At 44.2% G+C, this 23,662-nt stretch carries 23 protein-coding genes; 16 read left to right on the forward strand and 7 right to left on the reverse strand.

The window, feature by feature from the left end; translation table 11 throughout:
* Nucleotides 1-12: 12 nt before the first annotated feature.
* Together efeB and M1D94_RS01490 are read left to right on the forward strand one after the other, a co-directional pair.
* The gene (gene efeB, locus M1D94_RS01485; RefSeq protein WP_305090735.1) at nucleotides 13-1,263 is read left to right on the forward strand and encodes an iron uptake transporter deferrochelatase/peroxidase subunit; all 1,251 of its coding nucleotides are present in this window, start codon (nucleotides 13-15) and stop codon (nucleotides 1,261-1,263) included.
* A 90-nt stretch (nucleotides 1,264-1,353) separates the two neighbouring features.
* Complete coding sequence (locus M1D94_RS01490) at nucleotides 1,354-1,974, forward strand: DsbA family oxidoreductase (protein ID WP_021480940.1); 621 nt, start codon at nucleotides 1,354-1,356, stop codon at nucleotides 1,972-1,974.
* 11 nt (nucleotides 1,975-1,985) lie between these two features.
* Here the strand turns inward: M1D94_RS01490 and M1D94_RS01495 are convergent, their stop codons facing one another.
* From M1D94_RS01495 to slrA, 3 genes are all read right to left on the reverse strand, one after another.
* The gene (locus tag M1D94_RS01495; protein WP_003227390.1) at nucleotides 1,986-3,527 is read right to left on the reverse strand and encodes a solute symporter family protein; all 1,542 of its coding nucleotides are present in this window, start codon (nucleotides 3,525-3,527) and stop codon (nucleotides 1,986-1,988) included.
* Nucleotides 3,524-3,832, reverse strand: coding sequence for a DUF485 domain-containing protein (locus tag M1D94_RS01500; protein ID WP_003222190.1), 309 nt, complete (start codon nucleotides 3,830-3,832; stop codon nucleotides 3,524-3,526). The genes M1D94_RS01495 and M1D94_RS01500 overlap by 4 nt, the downstream gene beginning before the upstream one ends.
* Before the next feature lie 442 nt (nucleotides 3,833-4,274).
* Entirely contained in the window at nucleotides 4,275-4,433 is a 159-nt protein-coding gene (gene slrA / locus M1D94_RS01505; RefSeq protein WP_014478351.1) for a transcriptional regulator SlrA, read from the reverse strand.
* Nucleotides 4,434-4,787: 354 nt separating this feature from the next.
* Between slrA and slrC the strand changes: the two genes are divergently transcribed.
* From slrC to galT, 4 genes are all read left to right on the forward strand, one after another.
* The gene (slrC, locus tag M1D94_RS01510; protein WP_014478350.1) at nucleotides 4,788-5,459 is read left to right on the forward strand and encodes a transcriptional regulator SlrC; all 672 of its coding nucleotides are present in this window, start codon (nucleotides 4,788-4,790) and stop codon (nucleotides 5,457-5,459) included.
* Nucleotides 5,460-5,476: 17 nt separating this feature from the next.
* Entirely contained in the window at nucleotides 5,477-5,860 is a 384-nt protein-coding gene (locus M1D94_RS01515) for a GtrA family protein (protein ID WP_032725134.1), read from the forward strand.
* An 82-nt stretch (nucleotides 5,861-5,942) separates the two neighbouring features.
* Nucleotides 5,943-7,115 (forward strand): galactokinase, encoded by a 1,173-nt coding sequence (locus M1D94_RS01520; RefSeq protein ID WP_161621135.1) that lies wholly within the window; start codon nucleotides 5,943-5,945, stop codon nucleotides 7,113-7,115.
* Between the two features lie 3 nt (nucleotides 7,116-7,118).
* Nucleotides 7,119-8,660 carry a UDP-glucose--hexose-1-phosphate uridylyltransferase gene (gene galT / locus M1D94_RS01525; protein WP_321541431.1) on the forward strand — a complete coding sequence of 514 codons (1,542 nt, stop codon included), beginning with the start codon at nucleotides 7,119-7,121 and terminating at the stop codon, nucleotides 8,658-8,660.
* 70 nt (nucleotides 8,661-8,730) lie between these two features.
* On the opposite strand, the gene M1D94_RS01530 is transcribed toward galT, so the two are convergent.
* Nucleotides 8,731-8,976 carry a GlsB/YeaQ/YmgE family stress response membrane protein gene (locus M1D94_RS01530; protein WP_009968363.1) on the reverse strand — a complete coding sequence of 82 codons (246 nt, stop codon included), beginning with the start codon at nucleotides 8,974-8,976 and terminating at the stop codon, nucleotides 8,731-8,733.
* Between the two features lie 515 nt (nucleotides 8,977-9,491).
* Here M1D94_RS01530 and qoxA point away from each other — a divergent pair.
* From qoxA to qoxD, 4 genes are read left to right on the forward strand one after another with little or no spacing between them, the layout of a single operon-like run.
* The gene (qoxA, locus tag M1D94_RS01535; RefSeq protein WP_010886637.1) at nucleotides 9,492-10,457 is read left to right on the forward strand and encodes a cytochrome aa3 quinol oxidase subunit II; all 966 of its coding nucleotides are present in this window, start codon (nucleotides 9,492-9,494) and stop codon (nucleotides 10,455-10,457) included.
* Between the two features lie 27 nt (nucleotides 10,458-10,484).
* On the forward strand, nucleotides 10,485-12,434 hold the full coding sequence (qoxB, locus tag M1D94_RS01540) for a cytochrome aa3 quinol oxidase subunit I (RefSeq protein WP_003227407.1): 1,950 nt from the start codon (nucleotides 10,485-10,487) through the stop codon (nucleotides 12,432-12,434).
* Between the two features lie 13 nt (nucleotides 12,435-12,447).
* Nucleotides 12,448-13,062, forward strand: coding sequence for a cytochrome aa3 quinol oxidase subunit III (gene qoxC / locus M1D94_RS01545; RefSeq protein ID WP_003227409.1), 615 nt, complete (start codon nucleotides 12,448-12,450; stop codon nucleotides 13,060-13,062).
* Nucleotide 13,063: 1 nt separating this feature from the next.
* Nucleotides 13,064-13,438 (forward strand): cytochrome aa3 quinol oxidase subunit IV, encoded by a 375-nt coding sequence (qoxD, locus tag M1D94_RS01550; protein WP_003227410.1) that lies wholly within the window; start codon nucleotides 13,064-13,066, stop codon nucleotides 13,436-13,438.
* A gap of 41 nt (nucleotides 13,439-13,479) precedes the next feature.
* Here qoxD and ywcE read toward each other — a convergent pair whose 3' ends face one another.
* Nucleotides 13,480-13,743, reverse strand: a complete 264-nt coding sequence (gene ywcE / locus M1D94_RS01555) for a spore morphogenesis/germination protein YwcE (protein ID WP_003227411.1) — start codon at nucleotides 13,741-13,743, stop codon at nucleotides 13,480-13,482.
* 225 nt (nucleotides 13,744-13,968) lie between these two features.
* Here ywcE and M1D94_RS01560 point away from each other — a divergent pair, with 225 nt between their 5' ends.
* From M1D94_RS01560 to M1D94_RS01575, 4 genes are all read left to right on the forward strand, one after another.
* Nucleotides 13,969-15,114: a GNAT family N-acetyltransferase gene (locus M1D94_RS01560; RefSeq protein WP_321541432.1), complete on the forward strand. Its 1,146-nt coding sequence runs from the start codon at nucleotides 13,969-13,971 to the stop codon at nucleotides 15,112-15,114.
* A 208-nt stretch (nucleotides 15,115-15,322) separates the two neighbouring features.
* On the forward strand, nucleotides 15,323-16,507 hold the full coding sequence (locus tag M1D94_RS01565) for an FtsW/RodA/SpoVE family cell cycle protein (RefSeq protein WP_212128918.1): 1,185 nt from the start codon (nucleotides 15,323-15,325) through the stop codon (nucleotides 16,505-16,507).
* 105 nt (nucleotides 16,508-16,612) lie between these two features.
* Nucleotides 16,613-17,362 (forward strand): oxygen-insensitive NADPH nitroreductase, encoded by a 750-nt coding sequence (gene nfsA / locus M1D94_RS01570; RefSeq protein WP_003244098.1) that lies wholly within the window; start codon nucleotides 16,613-16,615, stop codon nucleotides 17,360-17,362.
* Between the two features lie 173 nt (nucleotides 17,363-17,535).
* A complete protein-coding gene (locus M1D94_RS01575; protein WP_064671804.1) occupies nucleotides 17,536-18,537 on the forward strand; it encodes an LLM class flavin-dependent oxidoreductase in 1,002 nt (333 codons plus the stop codon).
* Nucleotides 18,538-18,574: 37 nt separating this feature from the next.
* On the opposite strand, the gene vpr is transcribed toward M1D94_RS01575, so the two are convergent.
* The gene (gene vpr, locus M1D94_RS01580; protein ID WP_257434060.1) at nucleotides 18,575-20,995 is read right to left on the reverse strand and encodes a serine protease Vpr; all 2,421 of its coding nucleotides are present in this window, start codon (nucleotides 20,993-20,995) and stop codon (nucleotides 18,575-18,577) included.
* Between the two features lie 529 nt (nucleotides 20,996-21,524).
* Here vpr and M1D94_RS01585 point away from each other — a divergent pair.
* Both M1D94_RS01585 and sacT read left to right on the forward strand, forming a co-directional pair.
* Nucleotides 21,525-21,827 carry a hypothetical protein gene (locus M1D94_RS01585; protein WP_003222155.1) on the forward strand — a complete coding sequence of 101 codons (303 nt, stop codon included), beginning with the start codon at nucleotides 21,525-21,527 and terminating at the stop codon, nucleotides 21,825-21,827.
* 39 nt (nucleotides 21,828-21,866) lie between these two features.
* Nucleotides 21,867-22,697, forward strand: coding sequence for a sac operon transcriptional antiterminator SacT (sacT, locus tag M1D94_RS01590; protein ID WP_032725139.1), 831 nt, complete (start codon nucleotides 21,867-21,869; stop codon nucleotides 22,695-22,697).
* Between the two features lie 38 nt (nucleotides 22,698-22,735).
* Here sacT and M1D94_RS01595 read toward each other — a convergent pair whose 3' ends face one another.
* Nucleotides 22,736-23,506, reverse strand: a complete 771-nt coding sequence (locus M1D94_RS01595) for a formate/nitrite transporter family protein (RefSeq protein WP_003243563.1) — start codon at nucleotides 23,504-23,506, stop codon at nucleotides 22,736-22,738.
* Nucleotides 23,507-23,662 lie beyond the last annotated feature (156 nt).

The raw sequence follows: 23,662 nt of genomic DNA on the forward strand, positions 1-23,662 counted from the left end.
TTTTGTAACAGCATGAGCGATGAACAAAAAAAGCCAGAACAAATTCATAGACGGGACATTTTAAAATGGGGAGCGATGGCGGGGGCAGCCGTTGCGATCGGTGCCAGCGGCCTCGGCGGTCTCGCTCCGCTTGTTCAGACTGCGGCTAAGCCATCGAAAAAGGATGAAAAAGAGGAGGAGCAGATTGTTCCGTTTTACGGAAAGCATCAGGCCGGAATCACAACTGCCCATCAGACGTATGTCTATTTTGCTGCATTGGATGTAACAGCAAAAGAGAAAAGCGACATCATTACGTTATTTAGAAACTGGACAAGTCTCACACAGATGCTGACGTCTGGCAAGAAAATGTCAGCTGAGCAGAGAAATCAGTATCTGCCGCCGCAGGATACAGGTGAGTCTGCTGATTTATCCCCTTCCAACTTAACGGTCACATTCGGATTCGGGCCTGGCTTTTTTGAAAAAGACGGAAAGGACCGCTTCGGACTGAAAAGCAAAAAACCGAAGCACCTAGCCGCTCTTCCAGCGATGCCCAATGACAACCTGGATGAAAAGCAGGGAGGCGGGGACATCTGCATTCAAGTATGTGCAGACGACGAGCAAGTGGCGTTTCACGCGCTGCGTAACCTGCTAAATCAAGCGGTCGGCACTTGTGAGGTCCGTTTTGTGAACAAAGGCTTTTTAAGCGGTGGAAAAAATGGTGAAACACCGCGCAACCTCTTCGGGTTTAAAGATGGAACAGGCAACCAGAGCACGAAGGATGACACGTTGATGAACTCGATCGTGTGGATTCAGTCTGGTGAGCCTGACTGGATGACGGGCGGCACCTATATGGCTTTTCGGAAAATCAAAATGTTCCTTGAGATATGGGACCGCTCTTCCCTCAAGGACCAAGAGGATACCTTCGGCCGCAGAAAAAGCTCGGGGGCGCCTTTCGGACAGAAAAAGGAAACAGATCCCGTGAAGCTGAATCAAATTCCGTCTAATTCACACGTCAGTCTAGCGAAATCTACGGGAAAACAAATTTTGAGAAGAGCTTTCTCTTACACAGAAGGACTTGATCCGAAAACCGGCTATATGGATGCAGGTCTTCTGTTTATCAGTTTTCAAAAAAATCCCGACAATCAGTTTATCCCGATGCTGAAGGCTCTTTCAGCAAAGGATGCGTTAAACGAATATACACAAACAATCGGTTCTGCTTTATATGCATGCCCAGGCGGCTGCAAAAAAGGAGAATATATTGCCCAGCGTTTGCTGGAATCATAAAAGAAGCCTAAATCGGCTTCTTTATTTAAAAAACAGTTGTAACTTTAATTGTTACAGTTTAAAATCAATTTAGTATGAAAGGAGATTATCATGACAGTACACATTAAAGTTTATTCAGATTACGTCTGCCCATTTTGTTTTGTTGGAAAAGCCGCTTTTGAAGAAGCGATAAAAGGAAAGGATGTTGAAGTCGAGTGGATGCCGTTTGAACTGCGCCCAAGCCCATCTCCTCAGCTTGATCCGGTCAATGATCCTTCCAAACAGTACATGTGGCAGACATCAATTCAGCCAATGGCGGAGAAATTAGGGGTCGAGATCAATTTTCCAAACGTCTCGCCTCATCCGTATACAGACCTCGCGTTTGAAGGCTTCCATTTTGCGAAGGAATACAATAAAGGACATGAATACAACACCCGTGTCTTTCAGGCGTTTTTCCAGGAGGGCCAAAATATTGGCGATATTGACATCTTGACGAAGCTCGCCGAGGAAGTGGGATTAGACGGTGCATCATTCAAATCAGCACTGGAAACAAGAACATATCAGGACGTGCAGCGCCAAGCCTTGAAGCACGCCTATGAAGAGGCTGACATCACAGCCGTTCCAACCTTTATTATTGGCGACACTGTAATTCCAGGTGCTGCCGGCAAGGATGTATTTGAAAAAGCGATTTCTGAAGAACAGAAGAAAAGACAAGGAAAAAGCTCTCTATAAAGAGAGCTTTTTTATTCCTGTTCCATATGGACGCCAGTATGCGCCTTCACCTGAATTTCTGCAAACGTATCTTCATCAATTGTTTTATCAGATGACAGCACCGTTCCGAGCCACGCGCCGAGAAAGCCGAGCGGGATGGAAATAATTCCTGGATTAGACAGCGGAATGAGCGGATCACCGGTAAAAATAGCACCTCCGGCCGGGTCCCACACACTAGGGCTCATCGATACCAGCACAAGCGCGCTGATCAGGCCTGTCAGGCTGCCCCATAAAGCGCCTGAGGCATTGAATCGTTTCCAGAAGACTGTAAACACAATCAGCGGAAGGTTTGCGCTGGCGGCTACCGCAAACGCGAGTGCAACAAGGAACGCCACATTTAAGGATTGTGCAAAAATCGCAAGGAGAATCGAGAGTACTGACACAGCGACAGAAGCCCATCTGGCCGCTTTCATTTGTTCTTTTTCAGTTGCTTCTCCCTTTCTGATGATCTGGCTGTAAATATCATGGGCAAATGCTGAGGCGGCAGACAGCACCAACCCTGTCACGACAGCCAAAATGGTGGCAAAGGCGATGGCTGATACAAACGCGAACAGAAAGTCTCCTCCGAGCGCTTTTGCTAAAAGCGGAGCCGCCATATTTCCCGCTTGATCAGCCGCTGTAATCGCGTCAAAACCGACAAATGCCGCGGCACCAAAGCCGAGAAACACCGTCATAATGTAAAACACACCGATAATCCATGTCGCTGACACAACGGATGTACGGGCCGTCTTGGCATCCTTAACGGTATAAAACCGGATCAATATATGCGGAAGCCCGGCGGTTCCCAGCACGAGTGCCAAGTTTAACGACAAGGTCTCAAGCGGCACCTTGTATTTATTTCCGGGATTCAAAAAATCAGCGCCCAGCGGAGTAGCCGTTTTCATCTGTTCAAACATGGTATTAAGGCTAAAGCCGAATTTCGAAAACACGATAATCGAAATCACGAGTGTACCGGCCATCAGCAAAACGGCTTTAATAATTTGAACCCAGCTTGTCGCGATCATGCCGCCAAACACGACATAAATGGTCATCAGCACTCCGACGATGAGGACAGCCGCGGTATAATCCAGCCCTAGAAGCAGTTTGATCAGCGCTCCCGCCCCCACGAGCTGGGCGATCATATAAAAAGTAGAGATGGCAATGGTATTGAGAGCCGCGACACCGCGGATTTTCTTTTCTTTAAAGCGAGCGGCAATCATGTCTGCCATCGTGTACTTTCCAAGATTCCGAAGCGGCTCCGCCACGATGTACAAGACAACGAGATAAGCCACCAGAAAACCGATGCTGTAAAAGAAGCCATCAAATCCATATAACGCAATCATTCCGGCAATCCCGAGAAACGAGGCGGCAGACATGTAGTCACCGGCAATTGCCAGTCCATTCTGAACGCCGGTGAGCCCGCCGCCCGCCGTATAAAACTCACTCGTCGTTTTCGTCCGCTTCGCGGCAAAATACGTGATAATAAGCGTCAGGCCAACAATCGCCAAAAACAATAAAAAAGCAGTCATATTCATGTCTGTTCACCCTTCAGATCCTCTTTTAAAGCGCTTACATACCGATCGAAATGAGCGGCTCTCCGGGAATACACAGTACTCAGTATCCAGGTCATAGCGAATTGGGCGATGGCGAACAGCCAAGCCCATGAAACAGCTCCAATGGCCGGTGCATTCAAAAAGGTGAAATAAGATGTCAAAACAGGGAGTGAAAAATAAAAGACAAAAAAGAAAATCGCAGAAGGAACAATAAAAGCGCGTTTCTGCTTTAAAAAAGCTTGAAAAGACGGCGTTGCAGCAATCTGTTTATAATCAGCTTTGTACATGGCTTTCCTCCTTTTATTCGCTAAACGTAAGCAAAAAGGTACACCAATAGGTATGTACTGAAAGTCCGATTTATGCGTTGAACAATATCTGGAGGATGAAAAAAGAAGGAGGTCGTGAAGAGGTGAACACAGTGGTCTAAAGACAGGCGAAGGTTTTCAAGCTCGGCCGTGTATAAACGAGTTTGCTTTCAAAACCTCACCGAATGCAGCTTGTTCTCAGCAAAGCTGCTGTTTACCAGAGCACGGTTATCATGTTCGCATCACCTCTTTATGACAATGCATGTGCCAAGAGGTGATCGCATCACCGGCTGTCTGTCGTAGTTAGCTGACACACCGTTTGTCCTCAAGCTCAGCGCAGCGATTTGCTTTTGAATAGAGGATATGGTGAAAACTCAGATCAGGTGATAGAAAAGCCAGAGGTAAATAGATCCGCCTGTTCGGACTAGTCTTGCCGGACGGTTTTTTTGTGGTTTTTCTTTCTCGATGCTGTCTCAGATTCTAAAAACTGCCTCACATCATGAATGCCTAATCCAATGGATCTAGCTTCTTGAATTAACATATGCCAATCTTTGTCCAAATCTTTTTTAACATGAGTTTTCATAGTAACCTCCAATTGTATAAAATGTTTTCCTGCAACATGCGGGCAATAAAAGACAAGCCAGCGCGATGATGAGGCGAGTACAACAAATTTCACACATAGTTGCTCGGTGTTCACAAACTGAAGGAAAAACCACCTACCTATTCCCTAAAAAAATGACTAATATAACCAATGGACCTTATTTATAATAATAAACAATTAAATACTGACTGGATAGTATGTAAATGAAAATAAATCATTTAGCCTATTAAAAATGACCCCTGGGAAACCGAATAGCATAACCGTTCAAAGAAATAAATACCGCTAAAGATTGATCCGGTGTAAGATAAGGGTAATCATTACCGCCAGGAGAAAAATATGAAAAAAAACAAATTTCAAATTAAAAGAGAAGCAACATTTGAAAGTTTTATAGACGCTGGCGTGAATTTGTTGATTGACCGAGCGTATGATCCGGTTTCTGTAGAAGATATCAGCAGAGCCGCCGGGTACAGCAAAGGAGCATTTTATGTTCATTTTGTCAGCAAGGACGATTTTCTGCTGTATCTTCTAGAAAAACGTCAGATGAAAAAAAAGATCATTATAGGGTATCTTGATCAAATGGAGCGGGAGTCAGTGAAATCGCTGACATTGGACGAGGCTGCAAAACACGCTGCAGAACTGCTTTATTCCTATTACATAAATAAGCCGTCGTGGGACATCACCTCGTTTGCCATGAACATGCCGACGTATAAAGTCTTAAAGAAATGCAAGGCCTATGTCCGGCTGTACGAATTGTGGGTGGAAGAAAATGTGTTATATATTAAGTGGCTGAAGGAGAGAAAGCTGATTGACGCCTGTATTGATCCTGAATATACGGCTAAAATAATATGTGCAGTCCTCGACGGAATCATCAAACAATCATATGTATTGGGCCAGCCAGCCACCTTCCGCAGCTTTTTAGACGCACTCTCGGTATTTTTCACTTTAGACAGAGAGCACGAGACGCCAAGAATTTTGAAAAGTTTTTCAGAAAGCGAGGAACATCAGTGAAGTATAGAGAAATAATTATGTATATCATTATGGGGGCTTTCACAACCATTGTGAATATCGCCAGCTTTTATATATTGGTAGAGATCATGAATGTGGATTACAAAGCAGCCACTGTCGCCGCTTGGATTTTGTCCGTGCTGTTTGCTTACATAACAAATAAATTATATGTGTTTCAGCAAAAAACACATGATCTGCAGAGCCTGCTGAAAGAGCTCACTGCTTTTTTCAGCGTTCGGGTCCTGTCTCTCGGCATAGATTTAGGCATGATGATCATTCTTGTCGGCCAGTTCAATACAAATGAAACCTTGGCCAAAATACTCGACAACGCGGTCATTGTTGTCGTCAACTATGTTGCGAGCAAATGGCTCGTCTTTAAAAAAACAAAAGAAGAAGGGGTATGACAGAGGACAGCAGCATATGATCTGCCGTTTTCTATGGAGAAATAAGGGGAATAAAAAATAAAAACCAGAAAGGTGATTGCACATGCGGGAAGAGCTAAAGGGGATATTTGCAAGTGTATTCGGAGAAAAAGAGGGGTTACGGTTTTTTTTCGCACCTGGAAGAGTGAATCTGATTGGAGAACATACAGACTATAACGGCGGGCATGTCTTTCCGTGCGCGCTGACAATGGGTACATATGCTGCTGTTGCAGAAAGAAAAGACGGGGTTGTCCGGATGTATTCAGACAACTTTAAAGACGCGGGGATCAAGGAATGCAGCCTTGACGACATTCGCTATCAAAAAGAAGACGACTGGGCGAACTACCCAAAAGGCGTTATTTATGAATTTCAACAGAGGGGATATGCAGTTCCCCATGGCTTTGACATTGTATTTTCAGGGAATATTCCAAACGGGGCGGGGCTGTCGTCTTCCGCTTCTATTGAACTGCTGATGGGGGTTGTGCTCCAAAGCTATTTTTATCCTGAAGTAGATGCGCTTGAGCTTGTGAAAATGGCGCAGCATGCGGAAAACCATTTTATCGGCGTCAATTGCGGAATTATGGACCAATTTGCAATTGGAATGGGGAAAAAACATCATGCGATGCTGCTGAACTGTGACACGCTTGACTATGAATATAGCAAACTCAATGTCTCAGGCCTCGCGCTGGTCATCGCGAACACGAACAAAAAAAGGACATTGGCTGACTCCAGCTATAATACGAGACGCCAAGAATGCAATAATGCATTGCTTGATCTGAAAAAAGGCCTCGATATTGCCGCACTGGGCGACATCAAGCCTTCTGATTTCGATGCGCATTCCAGCCTGATCCAAAATGAAACGAACAGACGCCGGGCAAAGCACGCTGTATACGAAAATCATCGTGCTATTAAGACGGCCCATATGTTCAAAGAGAACAATATAGATGAAATCGGGCAGTTAATGAAGGAATCCCACCTTTCATTGAAGGATGATTATGAAGTAACATGCCCTGAACTTGATGAGCTTGTGTTTGCGGCATGGGATCACGAAGGTGTAATTGGATCAAGAATGACGGGAGCAGGCTTTGGCGGCTGCACCATCAGCATTGTAAAAGATGAGTTCGTTGATGATTTTATTCAGAAGGTTGGAGACAGATATCAAGAAAAAACAGGGCTCCGAGCGGACTTTTATGTCGCGGATATCGGAGAGGGAGCGAGAGAACTAAAGGGGGAGTGACATATGAGTATTATTGAACATCTGGAACAACTGCTTGAGTATGGCCTGGAACGAAAATTGATTTCGATCTGGGATCGGGAATATACGAGAAACCGTCTTTATGAAGCGCTGGGCATCACACATCCCGAGCCGAACTCAAGCACCAGCATCAAGCAGTCACAAAGCCTGCCGGACTTGCTAGCTCCCATCTATAAATGGGCTGCCGAAACCGGCCGAATGGAAGCGGATACAGATACGTACCGTGACCTGCTCAGCGCAAAGCTGATGGGCTGTTTTGTGCCTGCCCCGTCCGAGGTCATTCGCAAATTTGAAGAGACAAAAGCATTATACGGCCCAAAACAGGCGACAAAGGAATTCTATCAATATTCAGAGGATGTCTATTATATACGGACTGACAGAATCGCCAAAAATGTTCATTGGACGGTGCCGACCGAATATGGCGAGCTGGAAATGACCATTAACCTATCAAAGCCTGAAAAGGACCCGAAAGCGATTGCGGCTGCAAAAGAGCAGGAACAGACAAATTATCCGATGTGTTTGCTGTGTAAAGAAAATGTCGGCTTCGAGGGAAGCGTGAATCATCCAGCCCGGCAAAATCACAGAATCATTCCGGTCATCCTTGAGGACGAACAATGGTTCCTGCAATTCTCGCCATATGTCTATTATCCGGAGCACTGCATTGTCTTAAAAGGTGAACATGAACCGATGGAGATCAGCAAAAAAACATTTGAAAGGCTGCTGTCATTTCTTGGCCAATATCCGCATTATTTTATCGGTTCAAACGCGGATCTGCCGATTGTCGGCGGCAGCATCCTAAGCCATGATCATTTCCAAGGCGGCGCGCATGATTTTCCAATGGCACGTGCAGAAGCGGAAGACGTTTATGAATTAAAAGATTATCCCGGCGTGTCGCTGGGCTTAGTGAAGTGGCCGATGTCTGTGCTCAGGCTCCAAGGAGACGAACCGGGTCATGTCGCCGAAGCTGCTGACCATATCTTCCGCACGTGGCAGACGTATTCCGATGAAAAAGCCGCCATTGCCGCCTATACAGGCGATACGCCCCATAATACGGTCACACCGATTGCGCGGCGCAGGGGAGGCTTGTACGAACTCGATATCGTACTGAGGAACAACCGGACGGATGAGGAGCATCCATTAGGGATATTTCATCCCCATAAGGAAGTTCACCATATTAAAAAAGAAAATATCGGCCTGATTGAGGTCATGGGATTGGCGATATTGCCGGGCCGCTTACAGGAGGAAATGAAAGAAACGGCAGCGGCGCTATGCTCTGCTGATCCGAAAACAGCTTTAGAACAAAATCCGCTCACGGCAAAACATAGTGAGTGGGCTATTCGGATGGTGGAAAAAAGAACCATAACAAAAGAGAATGCAGATCTAGTCATAAAAGAAGAGCTGGGACATGTATTCGCTCGCATTCTTGAACACGCCGGTGTGTTTAAACAGACAACAGAAGGAAAACAGGCCTTCAGAAGGTTTATCGACCAGTTGGGCGTCAAACCAGTCAAAAGCCTCAACCGCTAGGGTTGAGGCTTTTTCGATTTTTATGGCAAAACAAACACCCAAAGCGCTGACGCTTCGGGTGCTGCTGCTTTTATCCTCTTTTTCTGGTTAACAGGCTTACTAGAAAGACAACAATGGCTGCGCCGATTACCGCTGGAATAATGGCAAATCCGGCTAGGTGCGGCCCCCATGTTCCAAGCAGCCCGTGTCCGATCCAGGCGCCAATAAGACCTGCGATCATAGACCCGATAATTCCTCCGGGCATATCTCCTTTTACAAACAGGCTTCCAAGCCATCCGATAATAATAGCGACGATAAGTGAAATAAGAAAACTCATCATTCAACACATCCTATTTTTTATTTATTTGCTTATATCATTCCTCTTTTTTGTATAAGATAAACAACTGGATGCTCTCATTAAAAAATACGGACAATTCAGAGCATATTGGCTCTTCATTGCGCCTTTTCTTTCAATATTTGATGCGTTAAAATGGTAACCGTGTGAAAAGATGCTAGACGAGGAAAAAATAATTCCTATCTAGAAAGTTTAACAAAATGAAATTTTTGATTGACCTAAGTTTTTTATTGTGGTAAACCTTTATTTGTCAGAATTAGTTCTTCATCATCTTTTCTTTACTTATATGCGGAAATAACTAGAAACTTTTCATCTTAAGCGATAGATGTGAATAAAGTTGGAGCAATTTTTGTCGATTTTATGACATTTAAGCGAAAATGGGATGAAGTTTATAAAAAAATAAAGCTAATAAGTGAAGTTTTTGATAGCATAACAAAGTAGAGAAAAGATTTTGAGGAAGTATGCACTTCAGATTTATTACATCAATAGGAAGGATGGTGATCTTCTTGTTCAGAGCATTAAAACCGTTGCTTGTATTAGCGCTGTTAACTGTGGTTTTCGTCCTTGGGGGATGCAGCAATGCTTCAGTACTAGATCCGAAAGGACCTGTAGCTGAACAGCAAAGTGATTTAATCCTGTTATCTATCGGATTTATGCTGTTTATCGTCGGGGTCGTCTTTGTTCTATTTACCATTATTTTAGTAAAATACCGCGACCGTAAAGGCAAAGATAATGGATCTTATAACCCAGAAATTCACGGTAACACGTTTTTAGAAGTAGTCTGGACAGTGATCCCAATTTTAATCGTCATTGCACTTTCTGTGCCAACAGTACAGACGATATATTCGTTAGAAAAAGCTCCTGAAGCAACAAAAGATAAAGAGCCTCTTGTTGTTTATGCTACTTCGGTAGACTGGAAATGGGTATTCAGCTACCCTGAACAGGATATTGAAACGGTCAACTACTTAAACATTCCTGTCGACCGCCCGATCTTGTTCAAAATCTCATCTGCAGATTCAATGGCTTCGCTATGGATTCCTCAGCTTGGAGGGCAAAAATATGCGATGGCAGGAATGCTGATGGATCAATACTTACAGGCTGACAAAGTGGGTACTTACGAAGGCCGCAACGCGAACTTCACAGGTGAACATTTTGCAGACCAAGAGTTTGATGTGAATGCAGTTACAGAAAAAGACTTTAACAGCTGGGTGAAAAAGACTCAGAACGAGGCTCCTAAGCTGACAAAAGAGAAGTATGATGAATTGATGCTTCCTGAAAATGTGGACGAATTAACGTTCTCTTCTACTCACTTGAAATACGTTGATCACGGACAAGACGCTGAGTACGCGATGGAGGCGCGCAAACGCCTTGGCTATCAAGCCGTTTCACCGCACTCTAAAACAGATCCGTTTGAAAACGTAAAGAAAAACGAATTTAAGAAGTCTGATGATACAGAAGAATGATATTGATCAGGAAAGGAGGAAGCCTGCATGAAATTCAAATGGGACGAATTTTTCGTAACTGGTGACCCATTAATTCTGGGCGCACAAGTTTCCATTGCGCTTTCAACCATTGCCATTATTTTTGTACTGACTTACTTCAAAAAGTGGAAATGGCTGTGGTCTGAATGGATAACTACTGTTGACCATAAAAAACTCGGAATCATGTACATTATATCTGCTGTAATTATGTTATTCCGCGGCGGTGTCGACGGTCTGATGATGCGTGCCCAGCTAGCGCTTCCGAATAACAGTTTTTTAGACTCAAACCACTATAATGAAATTTTTACAACTCACGGTACAATCATGATCATCTTCATGGCGATGCCGTTCTTAATCGGTCTTATCAACGTTGTTGTGCCTCTTCAAATCGGTGCCCGCGACGTTGCGTTCCCTTACTTGAACAACCTGAGCTTCTGGACGTTCTTTGTAGGGGCGATGCTTTTCAATATTTCTTTCGTTATCGGAGGTTCTCCGAACGCAGGCTGGACGAGTTATATGCCGCTTGCAAGTAACGACATGAGCCCTGGGCCGGGTGAGAACTACTACCTCCTCGGACTTCAGATTGCCGGTATCGGTACCCTGATGACAGGGATCAACTTTATGGTAACAATCTTAAAAATGAGAACAAAAGGCATGACATTAATGCGTATGCCAATGTTCACATGGACAACACTGATCACAATGGTTATTATCGTGTTTGCGTTCCCTGTACTTACAGTAGCATTAGCACTTTTATCATTTGATCGTTTGTTCGGCGCTCACTTTTTCACATTGGAAGCAGGCGGTATGCCGATGCTTTGGGCTAACTTGTTCTGGATTTGGGGACATCCTGAAGTATATATCGTTATTCTTCCGGCGTTTGGTATTTTCTCAGAAATCATCTCAAGCTTTGCAAGAAAACAATTGTTTGGTTACAAAGCGATGGTTGGTTCTATTATCGCCATCTCTGTATTGAGTTTCTTAGTTTGGACTCACCACTTCTTCACAATGGGGAACAGTGCGTCCGTTAACTCATTCTTCTCAATTACGACAATGGCAATCTCAATACCAACCGGGGTTAAAATCTTTAACTGGCTCTTTACAATGTATAAAGGCCGAATCAGCTTTACAACACCTATGCTGTGGGCGCTTGCGTTCATTCCTAACTTCGTTATCGGCGGGGTTACAGGGGTTATGCTTGCGATGGCAGCAGCGGATTATCAATACCATAATACGTACTTCCTTGTATCTCACTTCCACTATGTGCTGATCGCGGGTACTGTATTTGCTTGTTTCGCCGGATTTATTTTCTGGTATCCAAAAATGTTCGGCCACAAGCTGAACGAAAGAATCGGAAAATGGTTCTTCTGGATCTTTATGATCGGGTTCAATATTTGTTTCTTCCCGCAATATTTCTTGGGGCTTCAAGGCATGCCTCGCCGTATTTACACATACGGACCGAACGACGGCTGGACAACATTGAACTTTATCTCAACTGTCGGAGCTTTCATGATGGGTGTAGGATTCTTAATCCTTTGCTATAACATCTACTACAGCTTCCGTTACTCTACTCGTGAAATCAGCGGAGATTCATGGGGTGTGGGACGTACGCTTGATTGGGCGACTTCTTCTGCGATTCCGCCGCATTACAACTTTGCGGTGCTTCCTGAAGTCAAATCTCAAGATGCATTCCTGCATATGAAAGAAGAAAAAACTGAATTATACCCTGAAAGCAAATTCAAGAAAATCCATATGCCAAGCAACTCAGGCAGACCGTTCTTTATGTCTGTTGCCTTCGGTCTCGCTGGCTTTGGACTGGTATTTGAATGGTACTGGATGGGCGTAGTCGGATTGATCGGAGTCCTGCTCTGCATGGTTCTGCGTTCATTCGAATACGACAACGGCTACTACATTAGTGTTGATGAAATAAAAGAGACGGAAAGAAAGATTTCCGAATAAGGAGGCGTGAGTTATGGAACATGCAGAACACGGCAATTCTAACGCGCCTATGGAATATCAATCTGAAACCGGCAGACTTAATATTCTCGGGTTTTGGATCTTTTTAGGGGCAGAAATTGTGTTGTTCTCAACACTATTTGCAACCTTCTTCGTTCTTAAAAACAGAACAGCTGGAGGTGTCTTGCCAGACGAACTATTTGAAGTCAATCTGGTAATGATTATGACGTTCTTGCTGCTGATCAGCAGCTTTACCTGCGGGATCGCTGTTCATGAAATGCGCCGCGGAAGTTTAAAAGGCGTAGTCATTTGGACAATTATCACTCTTCTTCTCGGTGCCGGCTTCGTCGGATGCGAGATCAACGAGTTTGTTCACTATGTACATGAAGGAGCGGCTCTCAGTACAAGTGCGTTCTGGTCTGGATTCTTTGTTTTACTTGGAACTCACGGAACTCACGTAACAATCGGGATTTTCTGGATCACAGGAATTCTGATTCAGTTGAAGAAACGCGGCTTAACTCCGCAAACTTCATCTAAAATCTTTATCTCAAGCTTGTACTGGCACTTCTTAGATGTTGTATGGATTTTCATCTTTACAGGTGTCTATCTCATGGGATTGGGGGGTCTGTAAAATGGCAAACAAATCTGCTGAACACAGTCACTTTCCATGGAAACACATTGTAGGTTTTATCCTGTCTATCGTTTTGACCCTGCTGGCTCTATGGGTTGCAGTGTATACTGACCTGAGCTCATCAGCAAAACTTTGGATAATCTTCGGCTTCGCCTTCATTCAGGCGGCGCTGCAGCTTCTCATGTTCATGCATATGACAGAGAGCGAAAACGGCACGATCCAAGTCGGAAACACGCTGTTCGGATTCTTTGGCGCGATCGTTATCGTACTTGGATCCATCTGGATTTTTGCGGCTCACTATCACCATGGTGACCATATGGACGGAAATCCTCCTGGAGGCGCTGAACACTCAGAGCATTCAGGCCATAACGAATAATACAAAAACCCTCTTCATTGGAAGAGGGTTTTTTGCTGTCTTCAGCTGCTTCGCTTTCTGCGAAGATACGGAAGGCCGTAAATGATAAATGCGGCGATATGAGCGACAATGACGTTGACGGCAAACAAGATAATCATGAGAGTGTGTCCTAGTGGAGAAAGGCTTTCTGTTGCGTAAAAGAAGAAGAATACCCACATTAAGATGATTGGCGGAATAGCTGAGAGTGCGACTTTTTTGTTATCAAGCCAAATAAAGAGAGGCGTTGCGCTGGCAACCAATAAGTAAGCAAAAAACATGTCCATCATACCCGTCTCCTTTCATTTTGTGATAGCGTTTACAAAAATGAAATAGAGGAACTGAGTTGTGTCTGTTTTGTGGTTGTTTTGTGAACATTCTGTTACAATTATTATACCATGTTTTCCAGAAATTGATACACGTTTTCGTGAAAATGAGTTAGACCTATTGTCTTATTTTTAAGCTTTATAAGATAGGAGATTGTACGGAGCTTTCTTAGAACAGGGGGGATGTAGATGTATCAGGTAATAAAGCTTGAAAAAGAAGACTGGCAAGAAGTAATCAGTATGTCTGAATATGCTTTTCAGAAAGAACTCAGTGATGAGGAACGAGAAGAGAAAGTAAAAGCTTTAGAGAACCATTACATCATCGGAATCAAAGAACAAGAGAAGCTCCTTTCTAAGCTTCACATCATTCCCTTTTCTGTCATGCTGGAAGAGCAGGAGATGAAGATGGGAGGTATTGCCGGGGTAGCAACCTGGCCTGAATACAGAAGAAAAGGAACAGTAAAGGAACTTATTCTAGACGCTCTAACGGTTATGAAGAAAAGAAACCAAACCATCAGCTTTTTGCATCCGTTCCTGATCTCCTTTTACCGCAAATTTGGCTGGGAACTCTGTTTCTATCAAAAACGCCTGACTTACCTTAAAGAACAGTTTCAAAAACTAGGCGATGTCCTTGGGGACGTGAGGAGGCTTCAAAAGGATGAAACAGATGCAGTGAATGCCATCTATAATCAGTACAGAACGAAGCATAATGGGCTGATGAAGCGTTCAAAGGAGCATTGGACAGAGAAGATCCATGGAATGAAAGCTATGTACATCTCTGAAGATGGGGTGCCCTGTGGATATCTTGTGTATGACATCAAAAATAAAACGATGCGAGTTGAGGAATTTGTTTATTTGAACAGAGAGGCACAGAGGGGCTTGTGGAATTTTATTTGCCAGCATGATTCAATGCTAAATGAAGCGGAACTGACTGTACGGATGGAGGAAGATCTTGATTTTTTAACTGCCGAACCCCGGGTCAAACAAGAGATATATCCTTATAGTATGGCGCGCATCGTTGACGTTGAAGGTTTTTTACGGGAATATCCAAAATCTCGGATAACAGCTCCCTTTGACTTTAAGGTAACGGATCAATGGGCACCGTGGAATCAACAGACTTTCCGCGTCGATTCGCAGCAGGTGCAGATCATTCCAGAAGAGTCATCTGACCATCTAATAGAATGCAGCATATCTTCTTTAACCGCTTTCTTCCTAGGTGCCAGAAGTGCCCGTTTCCTTTTTGAAGCAGGCATGATAAAAGGGCCGGTATCGGAAATCAAACGGCTTGATGACGACTTTCAACTAAAACCTCCATTTCTTATGGATTTCTTTTAACCCCTTATTTAAAAGGGGTTTTTTTATTTGAAAAGTTTTGTGTCAATCGAAACATTTCGGTTTATCATACGTCATATTTCGTGTAGCTGAAAAGCGCCACAAGTGCGGAAAAAACTTAAAAGGAAGCGAGCTTCACGTGTCATCTTGAACGTGGTTCATGTATAATAAACATTAGTGATTTTCCGATGAAAATGTAAGGCGGGATAGAATGAGTCGATATAAGAAACAGCAAAGCCCCTTTTACCAGGGGGATTTGATTTTTATATTTGGTGTGTTTTTTATTATAAGCGTATTGGCGATTTATGCTGCCGGTCAGTTTGGGCAGTATGGAGATAATGCCTGGACGAAACAAATTATTTATTATGCTTTGGGGGCTATTGCCATTTCGGTGTTGCTGTATTTCGATTTGGAGCAGCTTGAAAAACTGAGTTTATATGTATTTTTATTCGGGATTTTGCTTCTTTTGATATTGAGAGTCAGTCCTGAGTCTATTGCACCAGTGAAAAACGGTGCAAAAAGCTGGTTTCAGTTTGGTTCTGTAACGTTACAGCCCTCTGAATTTATGAAAATCGGGCTCATGATGATGGTAGCCTCAGTGATTTCAAAAGCAAGCCCTAAAAAAATCCGAACGCTCAGAGATGATGTGTATCTTTTGCTTAAGATTGCAGGTGTATCGGTAGTGCCGATCGGACTTATCCTTCTTCAGGATGCTGGTACAGCCGGGATATGTATGTTTATTGTGATTGTCATGATCTTTATGTCAGGAGTAAACTGGAAGCTGATCGCAATCATTGGTGGTTCTGGTATCTTACTTATTTCTCTTATCTTGTTAGTAATGATTAATTTTCCTGATGCTGCTAAATCAGTTGGGATTCAAGAGTATCAAATAAAGAGGGTAACATCCTGGGTTTCTGATACAAATGGAACAACTCAGGAAGATGCAAATAGCAGCTGGCAGGTTGATCAGGCTGTTATGGCTATCGGCTCAGGCGGCATTGTCGGAAATGGCGTTCACAATTTGAAGGTGTATGTACCAGAAGGACAGACCGACTTTATCTTCGCCATTTTAGGTGAAAGCTTTGGCTTTATAGGCTGTGCAATTGTTGTCATCATGTTCTTCTTCTTAATCTACAGGCTTGTGGTTCTGATAGACAAAATACATCCGTTTAACCGTTTTGCTTCCTTCTTTTGCGTTGGCTATACGGCTTTAATTGTCATCCACACATTCCAGAATATCGGAATGAACATCGGCATTATGCCTGTTACCGGGATTCCGTTGCTGTTTGTCAGCTACGGTGGAAGCTCGACGCTTGCAACGCTAATCGGTTTCGGGATTGTGTATAACGCGAGTGTGCAGCTGACGAAATACAGAAGTTATCTCTTTAATTCTTAATATGAAGACAGCCTTTTCAGAGGTTGTCTTTTTTTGTGCAGAGCATTTCACTTTTGGGAATACTTTTTTTCGGATATGATAAAAAGAGATAAGGAGGTTTTTGTGATGAATAACACAATCGAAACCATTTTGAATCATCGGTCAATCCGGTCTTTTACTGATCAGCTTTTGACAGCTGAAGAAATTGATACATTAGTGAAAAGTGCGCAGGCTGCGTCTACATCCAGCTATGTGCAGGCATATTCAATTATCGGGGTTTCTGATCCTGAGAAAAAACGTGAGCTGTCCGTGCTTGCTGGGAATCAGCCTTACGTTGAGAAGAACGGACACTTTTTTGTATTTTGTGCGGATTTGTACCGCCATCAACAACTGGCTGAGGAAAAAGGTGAACATATTTCTGAGCTGCTCGAGAATACAGAAATGTTTATGGTTAGCTTGATTGATGCGGCGCTGGCAGCGCAAAATATGAGCATTGCCGCTGAATCCATGGGGCTTGGCATTTGCTATATCGGCGGCATTCGGAATGAACTGGACAAGGTGACAGAGGTGCTGCAAACGCCTGACCATGTGCTCCCGCTTTTCGGACTGGCAGTAGGCCATCCTGCGAACCTTTCCGGCAAAAAACCGAGATTGCCAAAGCAGGCCGTTTATCATGAGAATACGTATAATGTGAACACAGACGATTTCCGTCATACTATGAATACGTATGACAAAACCATTTCTGATTACTATAGAGAAAGAACAAACGGGAAGCGGGAAGAAACGTGGTCCGATCAAATACTGAACTTTATGAAGCAAAAGCCGCGTACGTATTTAAATGACTACGTGAAAGAAAAGGGCTTTAATAAAAACTAAAGCAAACCTCTCCGTCTGGAGGGGTTTTTATGTTTCACGTGTAACATATTCCGACAAATAGGGACATGCTTTCACAAATAAATGGCGAATGATAGGGGACACTGATAAGCAGTGTGAGCGGCTTTGGAGAAAAAATAGGGGATCAGTGATACGATGAGGATGAGGTGGTAGGGATGGTTTCATTAAGTATATTAGATCAATCTCCAGTATCAGAGGGCAGCAATGCAGAAACGGCCTTACAGCAAACCGTTGCGCTTGCCCAAGCTGCTGAGGACCTTGGATATAAGAGATTCTGGGTTTCTGAGCATCACTTTTCAAAACGGCTGGCAGGGTCCAGTCCTGAGGTGCTAATCAGTCATATAGCGGCGAAAACAAAGCGAATCCGTGTTGGATCAGGAGGAGTCATGCTGCCGCATTACAGTGCTTATAAAGTAGCTGAAAACTTTCGTGTTCTGGAGGGGCTGACACCAGGAAGAATTGACCTGGGGCTTGGCAGAGCACCGGGGGGAATGCCGATTGCATCATGGGCGCTGAATGACGGCGGTAAGCGCAATGCTGATCAGTATCCGCAGCAAATTAAGGAGCTGACCATGTATTTGCATGATTTGGCGGATGACAAACACCGTTTTCCGAATCTGACCGCTGCGCCGCATATTTCAACAGCTCCGGATGTGTGGCTGCTCGGCTCATCTGGAGAAAGCGCGCTTCTCGCAGCTGAATCTGGCGCTGGCTATATGTTTGCCCATTTTATCAATGGAGAGGGCGGAGAGGGTACTGTCAGACAGTATAAGAGGCGATTCAAACCGTCTGTGTTAGGAGATACGCCTCGAGCGGCAGTTGCTGTTTTTGTTCTTTGTGCTGACACGGAGGAGAAGGCAGAGGAGCTTGGGGCTGTGCTTGATTTTACACTTTTGGCGGGAGAGCAGGGTATTCCTTTAGAGGGAGTTCCTTCGTATGAAGCTGTTCGGAAAAATACGTATTCTCCTTATGAACAGAGACGAATTGCTGATAATCGAAATCGAATGATTGTCGGTACGAAAGAACAGGTTAAGGAGCGGCTGTTAGCTTTGAGTAAAGCGTATGAAACAGAGGAAATCATGGTGGTGACCATCACGCATCATTTTGAAGATAAGCTCCGATCGTATCGATTATTGCACGAGGCGTTTGCTGACTGATCTTTAAAAAGCCCTGCCGAATCGGCAGGGCTTTTTCTTATTCAACAGTGAAAGGTTCTTCGGTCAAAACCTGGCTTGACTTGCCTTTGTTCGCGGCATATGCGAGCAAGTAATACTCTCCGGCCGGAAGTTTGGTTCCGCCATTAATCGTGCCGTCCCAGTCAAAGTACTGGTAACCTTTATCTTGGTTTTTATAAATGCCGGCTTGGCCTGCGAAATCAAGGTTGCTGTCATAGACGAGGAACGCCAGCTCTTCCGCTCCCGCAGGAAGGTAGGTTTCAATTTGATAGGTACCTTGTACAGACCCTTCGCTTACAGAGACAGATGTGACTCTCGGATAATCGGGCTCTTTCACAATCAGCAGTGTAGGTACCTTAGCGACCGTTTTTCCGCCTTCTCTGACGATAACCGTTCCTTCATAGGTGCCTGCTTTTGTTTTCTTTGTATTGACTTTTACTTTTGCAGTGGCTTTTCCGGTTTGATGTGCCGGAATCACAACACGGCTTGTCCCGGATGTGGAGATGCCGCTGCCGTTAAATGAATATTCCAGTGTGTATGACTTTCTAATGGAAGATTGATTTTCAATCGTAAACGTTTCTTTTTTCGTTTCATTTCCGTTTTCCTTCAAGAATGTGCCGTATGAATAGCTTCCAGGAGAGACGAGCGAATCGGCTTTGATCGCGTTCATAATTCTTGCGCTGCCCGCGCCTTGGGCATTATGCGGATATACTTCCCCATCGCCATCCTTTAAAGTGACAGCGGTATTCATGATGGCAGCTTTAATCTGTTCAACGCTCCATTTTGGTTTGGCTTGTTTAATGACGGCAACTGCTCCGGCGATATGAGGCGATGCCATGCTTGTTCCTTGTTTTGATCCGTAGCCGTATGGATGGTCAGGATCGTGTGTTGGGATCGTGCTCACGATATTGACCCCTGGCGCCGAAATATCAGGCTTAATCATCCACGTATCCATAACAGGGCCACGTGATGAGAAATCAGCCACTTGTTCACCGAGCGCTTTTGAGACCGTCAACTTGAATGTTGTTTTTGTCTCACCAGCTTTCAGGGCGCTGACGAGTTTTTCGCCGTCTTCTAATGAAAGCTTAATCGTTGGGACAGACATGCCTGGCACATTGGCTTCAATTTCTCCAGAGAGATTGTTATACACAACCATGCCGATGGCACCGGCTTTTTTAGCGTTATCCGCTTTATCCACAAATGCAATGCTGCCTCGTTTGACAACGGCGACTTTGCCTGTCAGGTCTTTCCCTTCAAAATCCTTTTCTTCACCGATTCCCGCTTCGACAAGCTCAATTTCTTTGTTATTGAGCGCTTTGACGTCGTCCTCTTTGTTGTAGCCCATCACTTTTGCTGAAGAGTAGGAGCCGAAAGTGACGGCGTATTCATTGAGCGGCAGCTGAGTCGCACCGACAGAAATCGCTTCTCTTGATGTGCCCGGCGATCCGACTGTCCAGCCGTTCGGTCCGCTGTTGCCGTTTGAGGTAACAGCGACAACGCCTTCTGACATGGCCCAGTCAAGCGCTGTGCTTGTCGCCCAGTCCGGGTTGTTTAAAGAGTTTCCGAGAGACAGGTTCATCACATCTGCCCCGTCCTGCACTGCACGTTCCACGCCCGCGATGACGTTTTCCGTTGTGCCGCTTCCGCCAGGCCCTAACACACGATAAGCAAGAAGTGTGGCATCAGGCGCTACGCCTTTAATCGTTCCGTTTGCAGCCACAGTTCCGGCTACGTGTGTGCCATGGTCAGTTGCCTCGCCCCTCGGATCGCCGGTTGGTGTTTCTTTTGGATCGTAATCATTGTCCACAAAATCGTATCCTTTATATTGTCCAAAGTTTTTCTTCAGATCTGGGTGATTGTATTCAACCCCAGTGTCAATAATCGCCACCTTGATGCCTTTTCCTGTGTAGCCTAAATCCCATGCATCGTTTGCTCCGATATAAGGCGCACTGTCATCCATTTGCGGAGATACGGCGTCTTCGGAGATTGTGACGTCTTTATCCTTCATATTGTCTGTTTTATATGTGACGTTCGGGTACACTGCCTTAACGTCTTTTACCGCGAGAAGTTTTGGAATCTCATTAGCTGGAAGCTTCATAGAGAAGCCTGAGAATACCTGCTCATATTCCCGGTTTACTTTTCCGTTTTTCACCGCTTTGATTGCTTTGTTTTTTGCTTTGGTGCGAGCGGTTTTCAGCTTGCTTTTCGATTGGCTTTCTCCCGCTTCCTTCGCTTCTGCCAAGGATTTTTCTTTTAATTCCACTATAACGGTTGTTTTTTTGCTTGTCGTCATGTCGATATCACCGAATACCTCGGCTTTTTCCAGATCAGCCGACGTTTTTGAAGAAGCCGGAGCTGCCTGAACGCCCGTAATGCCTGTGGATAACGCAAAAAATAAGACGAAACTTACAAGCAGAAAGCGAATGATCCCCTTTTTCAATGTGTTTCCCCCTTTGTATTTAGAAAAAATGTGAAAGATCTAGTATATATTTCTTGAAAATTCAAAAAAATCCTTGTGTCATTTGGACCATTTATTGGATTTTGTTTGTGTATAACGAAGGAGTTATACACAGAACCCTGTGTATAAGTGAATAAACCTGTGTATATATATAGTTAGGAATATACGTTCGTATACAAAATATAGATAGAGTTTGTGGACATGTGGATATCTCTTGTGATTAAGTTGTTCTTATCTTTGGGATAACTTGTGTATAAAGTTTTCAAAGCGGTTCTCCAATTTTCATTTCAATTCTTTCAGCTTTCAACAAAACTTCTAAAAACTAGTTGGTTTTTTCACTCATATTGTGACAAAGAATTCTCTTTCCACGGTCTATCATAGAGTCATGAGTTTTGCTAGAGCCGCTAGTTTGCGAGAAAAGAAATCGGCCGTCTTTTCTTGCGGGCTGCGGCTGAGAAAACGGGCTGCTAAAAAGGCTGCCTGCCAAAAAGAAGCGGAGGGATGTTTTTCTATGAAACGTTTGCTTGTATCTTTACGGGTGTGGATGGTCTTTTTGATGAACTGGGTGACGCCGGACAGAAAAACTGCGGCTGCCGCGGTCTATTCGGCTCAACGTACATACCAAAGAAAGGCGGCTGTGCAGGCCGCAGGACTCGTTTCGTTTTATGAATGGCGGATGGCTGTGAATGAGGAAGAAAAGCAGAAAGCGAAAGCCGCCGCGCTTTATAAAAGAAGATGTTTGCAAGCCTTCAAGGAATCGCCAAAGCAGGAGAGAGCGGGCCCGCATCTTTACATGGCGGTCAAAAGGAGGTAAAATCCCAGTCAAAAGCAAATTGGCGGGAGAGATAACCTCTTGAAAATCTATAAAGTATTAAACAACAATGCGGCTTTAATAAAAGAGGATGATCAGGAAAAAATCGTGATGGGACCGGGAATCGCTTTTCAAAAAAAGAAAAATGATCTCATCCCTATGAATAAAGTGGAAAAAATCTTTGTCGTGCGCGACGAGAATGAAAAGTTCAAACAAATCCTGCAAACACTGCCGGAGGAGCATATAGAAATAGCTGAGGATATCATCAGCTATGCGGAAGGAGAGCTCGCGGCGCCGCTGAGCGATCACATTCATATCGCGCTTTCTGACCATTTGTCCTTTGCGATTGAAAGGATTCAAAATGGGCTGCTTGTGCAGAATAAATTGCTGCATGAGATAAAGGCGCTCTATAAAAAAGAATACGAGATCGGCCTGTGGGCGATCGGACATGTAAAAGAGACATTGGGCGTGTCTCTGCCTGAAGATGAAGCGGGTTATATTGCCCTTCACATCCATACGGCGAAGATGGATGCGGAGAGCATGTATTCAGCGCTGAAGCATACGACCATGATCAAAGAAATGATAGAGAAAATAGAACAATACTTTAATCGAAAGGTGGATGAAAACAGCATTTCCTATCAACGCCTTGTCACGCATTTGCGATACGCGGTCAGCCGGTTGGAATCAAATGAAGCGCTCCATCGTATGGACGAGGAGATGCTTTATTTCATCCAAAAAAAGTATTCATTCGCCTATCAATGTGCGCTGGAGCTGGCGAAGTTTTTGAAAAATGAATATCAATTACATTTGCCGGAATCCGAGGCCGGCTATATCACGCTGCATGTCCAGCGTCTTCAAGATCTCTCGGAATAACCGCTTTGACTTGCAGGGAGTGATCTCTGGAAGTTTTTTTATTGATCAGGATTCAGTGTGTAGTACATCCAGCCCATCATAACTATTCCCGCGGTCAGATTGCCGAGCGTAACGGGGATTAAGTTTCTGACTGCTCCCATCAGTGTCACTGTATCAGGGTGCTCGATCAAAAGCGAGATGGCGAATGTGCACATATTGGCAATGCTGTGTTCAAAGCCGGAAATAAAGAAGCAGAAAACGAAAAGCATCATGGTAAAAAGCTTTGCTCCTTCCCCTTTGAGAGACATTGGAATGAAAAAGGCGAGGCACACAAGCCAATTGCACAGCATTCCTCTGAAAAACAATTCGGAAGCCGGCGGCTCCATTTTGTGCTCTGCCAAGTGAATCAAAAAGGAATGAACAGAAGGCTCCTCAAAAAGTCCCGTCGCGCTGATCAGGATGGCAAACAGAATGGCGCCGATTAAATTGCCGGCATAGCTTGACATCCACAAGTATAGGGTGTCGCGCCAGCTGATTTTTTTCCGGAGCGCGGTATAGGTGAAATAAAAGGTGTTGCCGGTAAATAAATCTCCGCCTCCGTAAGCAATCATCAGAATAGCGGCCCCGAAAGTGACAGCGGCTGCCGGAAAGGCAAACGGAGAATCAGCCATAAAGAAATAGCTGCCTGTTTTGCTTGCGGCTGTAATGCCAAAACCAATAAATATACTGGCCAAAATGGACCGAAGCACATAACGGATTTTGCTTGAAGCGAATATGTTTTGTTTTTTCAAAGCATACTGTTCAACCTTTTGTAATGCTTGAGTTTCCATTGTCTTTTCCTGCTTTCTTTCATGATTGAGCATAGTATAGCACGATATTGTGAAGTATTTCACAATTAATTTTTACGAATTTTTGTCTACATGTTATATCAAACTATTTAACTAAAAAAATAGTTGACGAAAACGCTATCATGATTTATTATGAAA

It is taken from the genome of Bacillus sp. JZ109, from assembly GCF_053903135.1.

Coding starts and splice junctions, on each gene's coding strand:
- efeB (WP_305090735.1), top strand. CDS start 13: ATGAGCGATGAACAAAAAAAGCCAGAACAAATTCATAGACGGGACATT.
- M1D94_RS01490 (WP_021480940.1), top strand. CDS start 1,354: ATGACAGTACACATTAAAGTTTATTCAGATTACGTCTGCCCATTTTGT.
- M1D94_RS01495 (WP_003227390.1), bottom strand. CDS start 3,527: ATGAATATGACTGCTTTTTTATTGTTTTTGGCGATTGTTGGCCTGACG.
- M1D94_RS01500 (WP_003222190.1), bottom strand. CDS start 3,832: ATGTACAAAGCTGATTATAAACAGATTGCTGCAACGCCGTCTTTTCAA.
- slrA (WP_014478351.1), bottom strand. CDS start 4,433: ATGAAAACTCATGTTAAAAAAGATTTGGACAAAGATTGGCATATGTTA.
- slrC (WP_014478350.1), top strand. CDS start 4,788: ATGAAAAAAAACAAATTTCAAATTAAAAGAGAAGCAACATTTGAAAGT.
- M1D94_RS01515 (WP_032725134.1), top strand. CDS start 5,477: ATGTATATCATTATGGGGGCTTTCACAACCATTGTGAATATCGCCAGC.
- M1D94_RS01520 (WP_161621135.1), top strand. CDS start 5,943: ATGCGGGAAGAGCTAAAGGGGATATTTGCAAGTGTATTCGGAGAAAAA.
- galT (WP_321541431.1), top strand. CDS start 7,119: ATGAGTATTATTGAACATCTGGAACAACTGCTTGAGTATGGCCTGGAA.
- M1D94_RS01530 (WP_009968363.1), bottom strand. CDS start 8,976: ATGAGTTTTCTTATTTCACTTATCGTCGCTATTATTATCGGATGGCTT.
- qoxB (WP_003227407.1), top strand. CDS start 10,485: ATGAAATTCAAATGGGACGAATTTTTCGTAACTGGTGACCCATTAATT.
- qoxC (WP_003227409.1), top strand. CDS start 12,448: ATGGAACATGCAGAACACGGCAATTCTAACGCGCCTATGGAATATCAA.
- qoxD (WP_003227410.1), top strand. CDS start 13,064: ATGGCAAACAAATCTGCTGAACACAGTCACTTTCCATGGAAACACATT.
- ywcE (WP_003227411.1), bottom strand. CDS start 13,743: ATGATGGACATGTTTTTTGCTTACTTATTGGTTGCCAGCGCAACGCCT.
- M1D94_RS01560 (WP_321541432.1), top strand. CDS start 13,969: ATGTATCAGGTAATAAAGCTTGAAAAAGAAGACTGGCAAGAAGTAATC.
- M1D94_RS01565 (WP_212128918.1), top strand. CDS start 15,323: ATGAGTCGATATAAGAAACAGCAAAGCCCCTTTTACCAGGGGGATTTG.
- nfsA (WP_003244098.1), top strand. CDS start 16,613: ATGAATAACACAATCGAAACCATTTTGAATCATCGGTCAATCCGGTCT.
- M1D94_RS01575 (WP_064671804.1), top strand. CDS start 17,536: ATGGTTTCATTAAGTATATTAGATCAATCTCCAGTATCAGAGGGCAGC.
- M1D94_RS01585 (WP_003222155.1), top strand. CDS start 21,525: ATGAAACGTTTGCTTGTATCTTTACGGGTGTGGATGGTCTTTTTGATG.
- M1D94_RS01595 (WP_003243563.1), bottom strand. CDS start 23,506: ATGGAAACTCAAGCATTACAAAAGGTTGAACAGTATGCTTTGAAAAAA.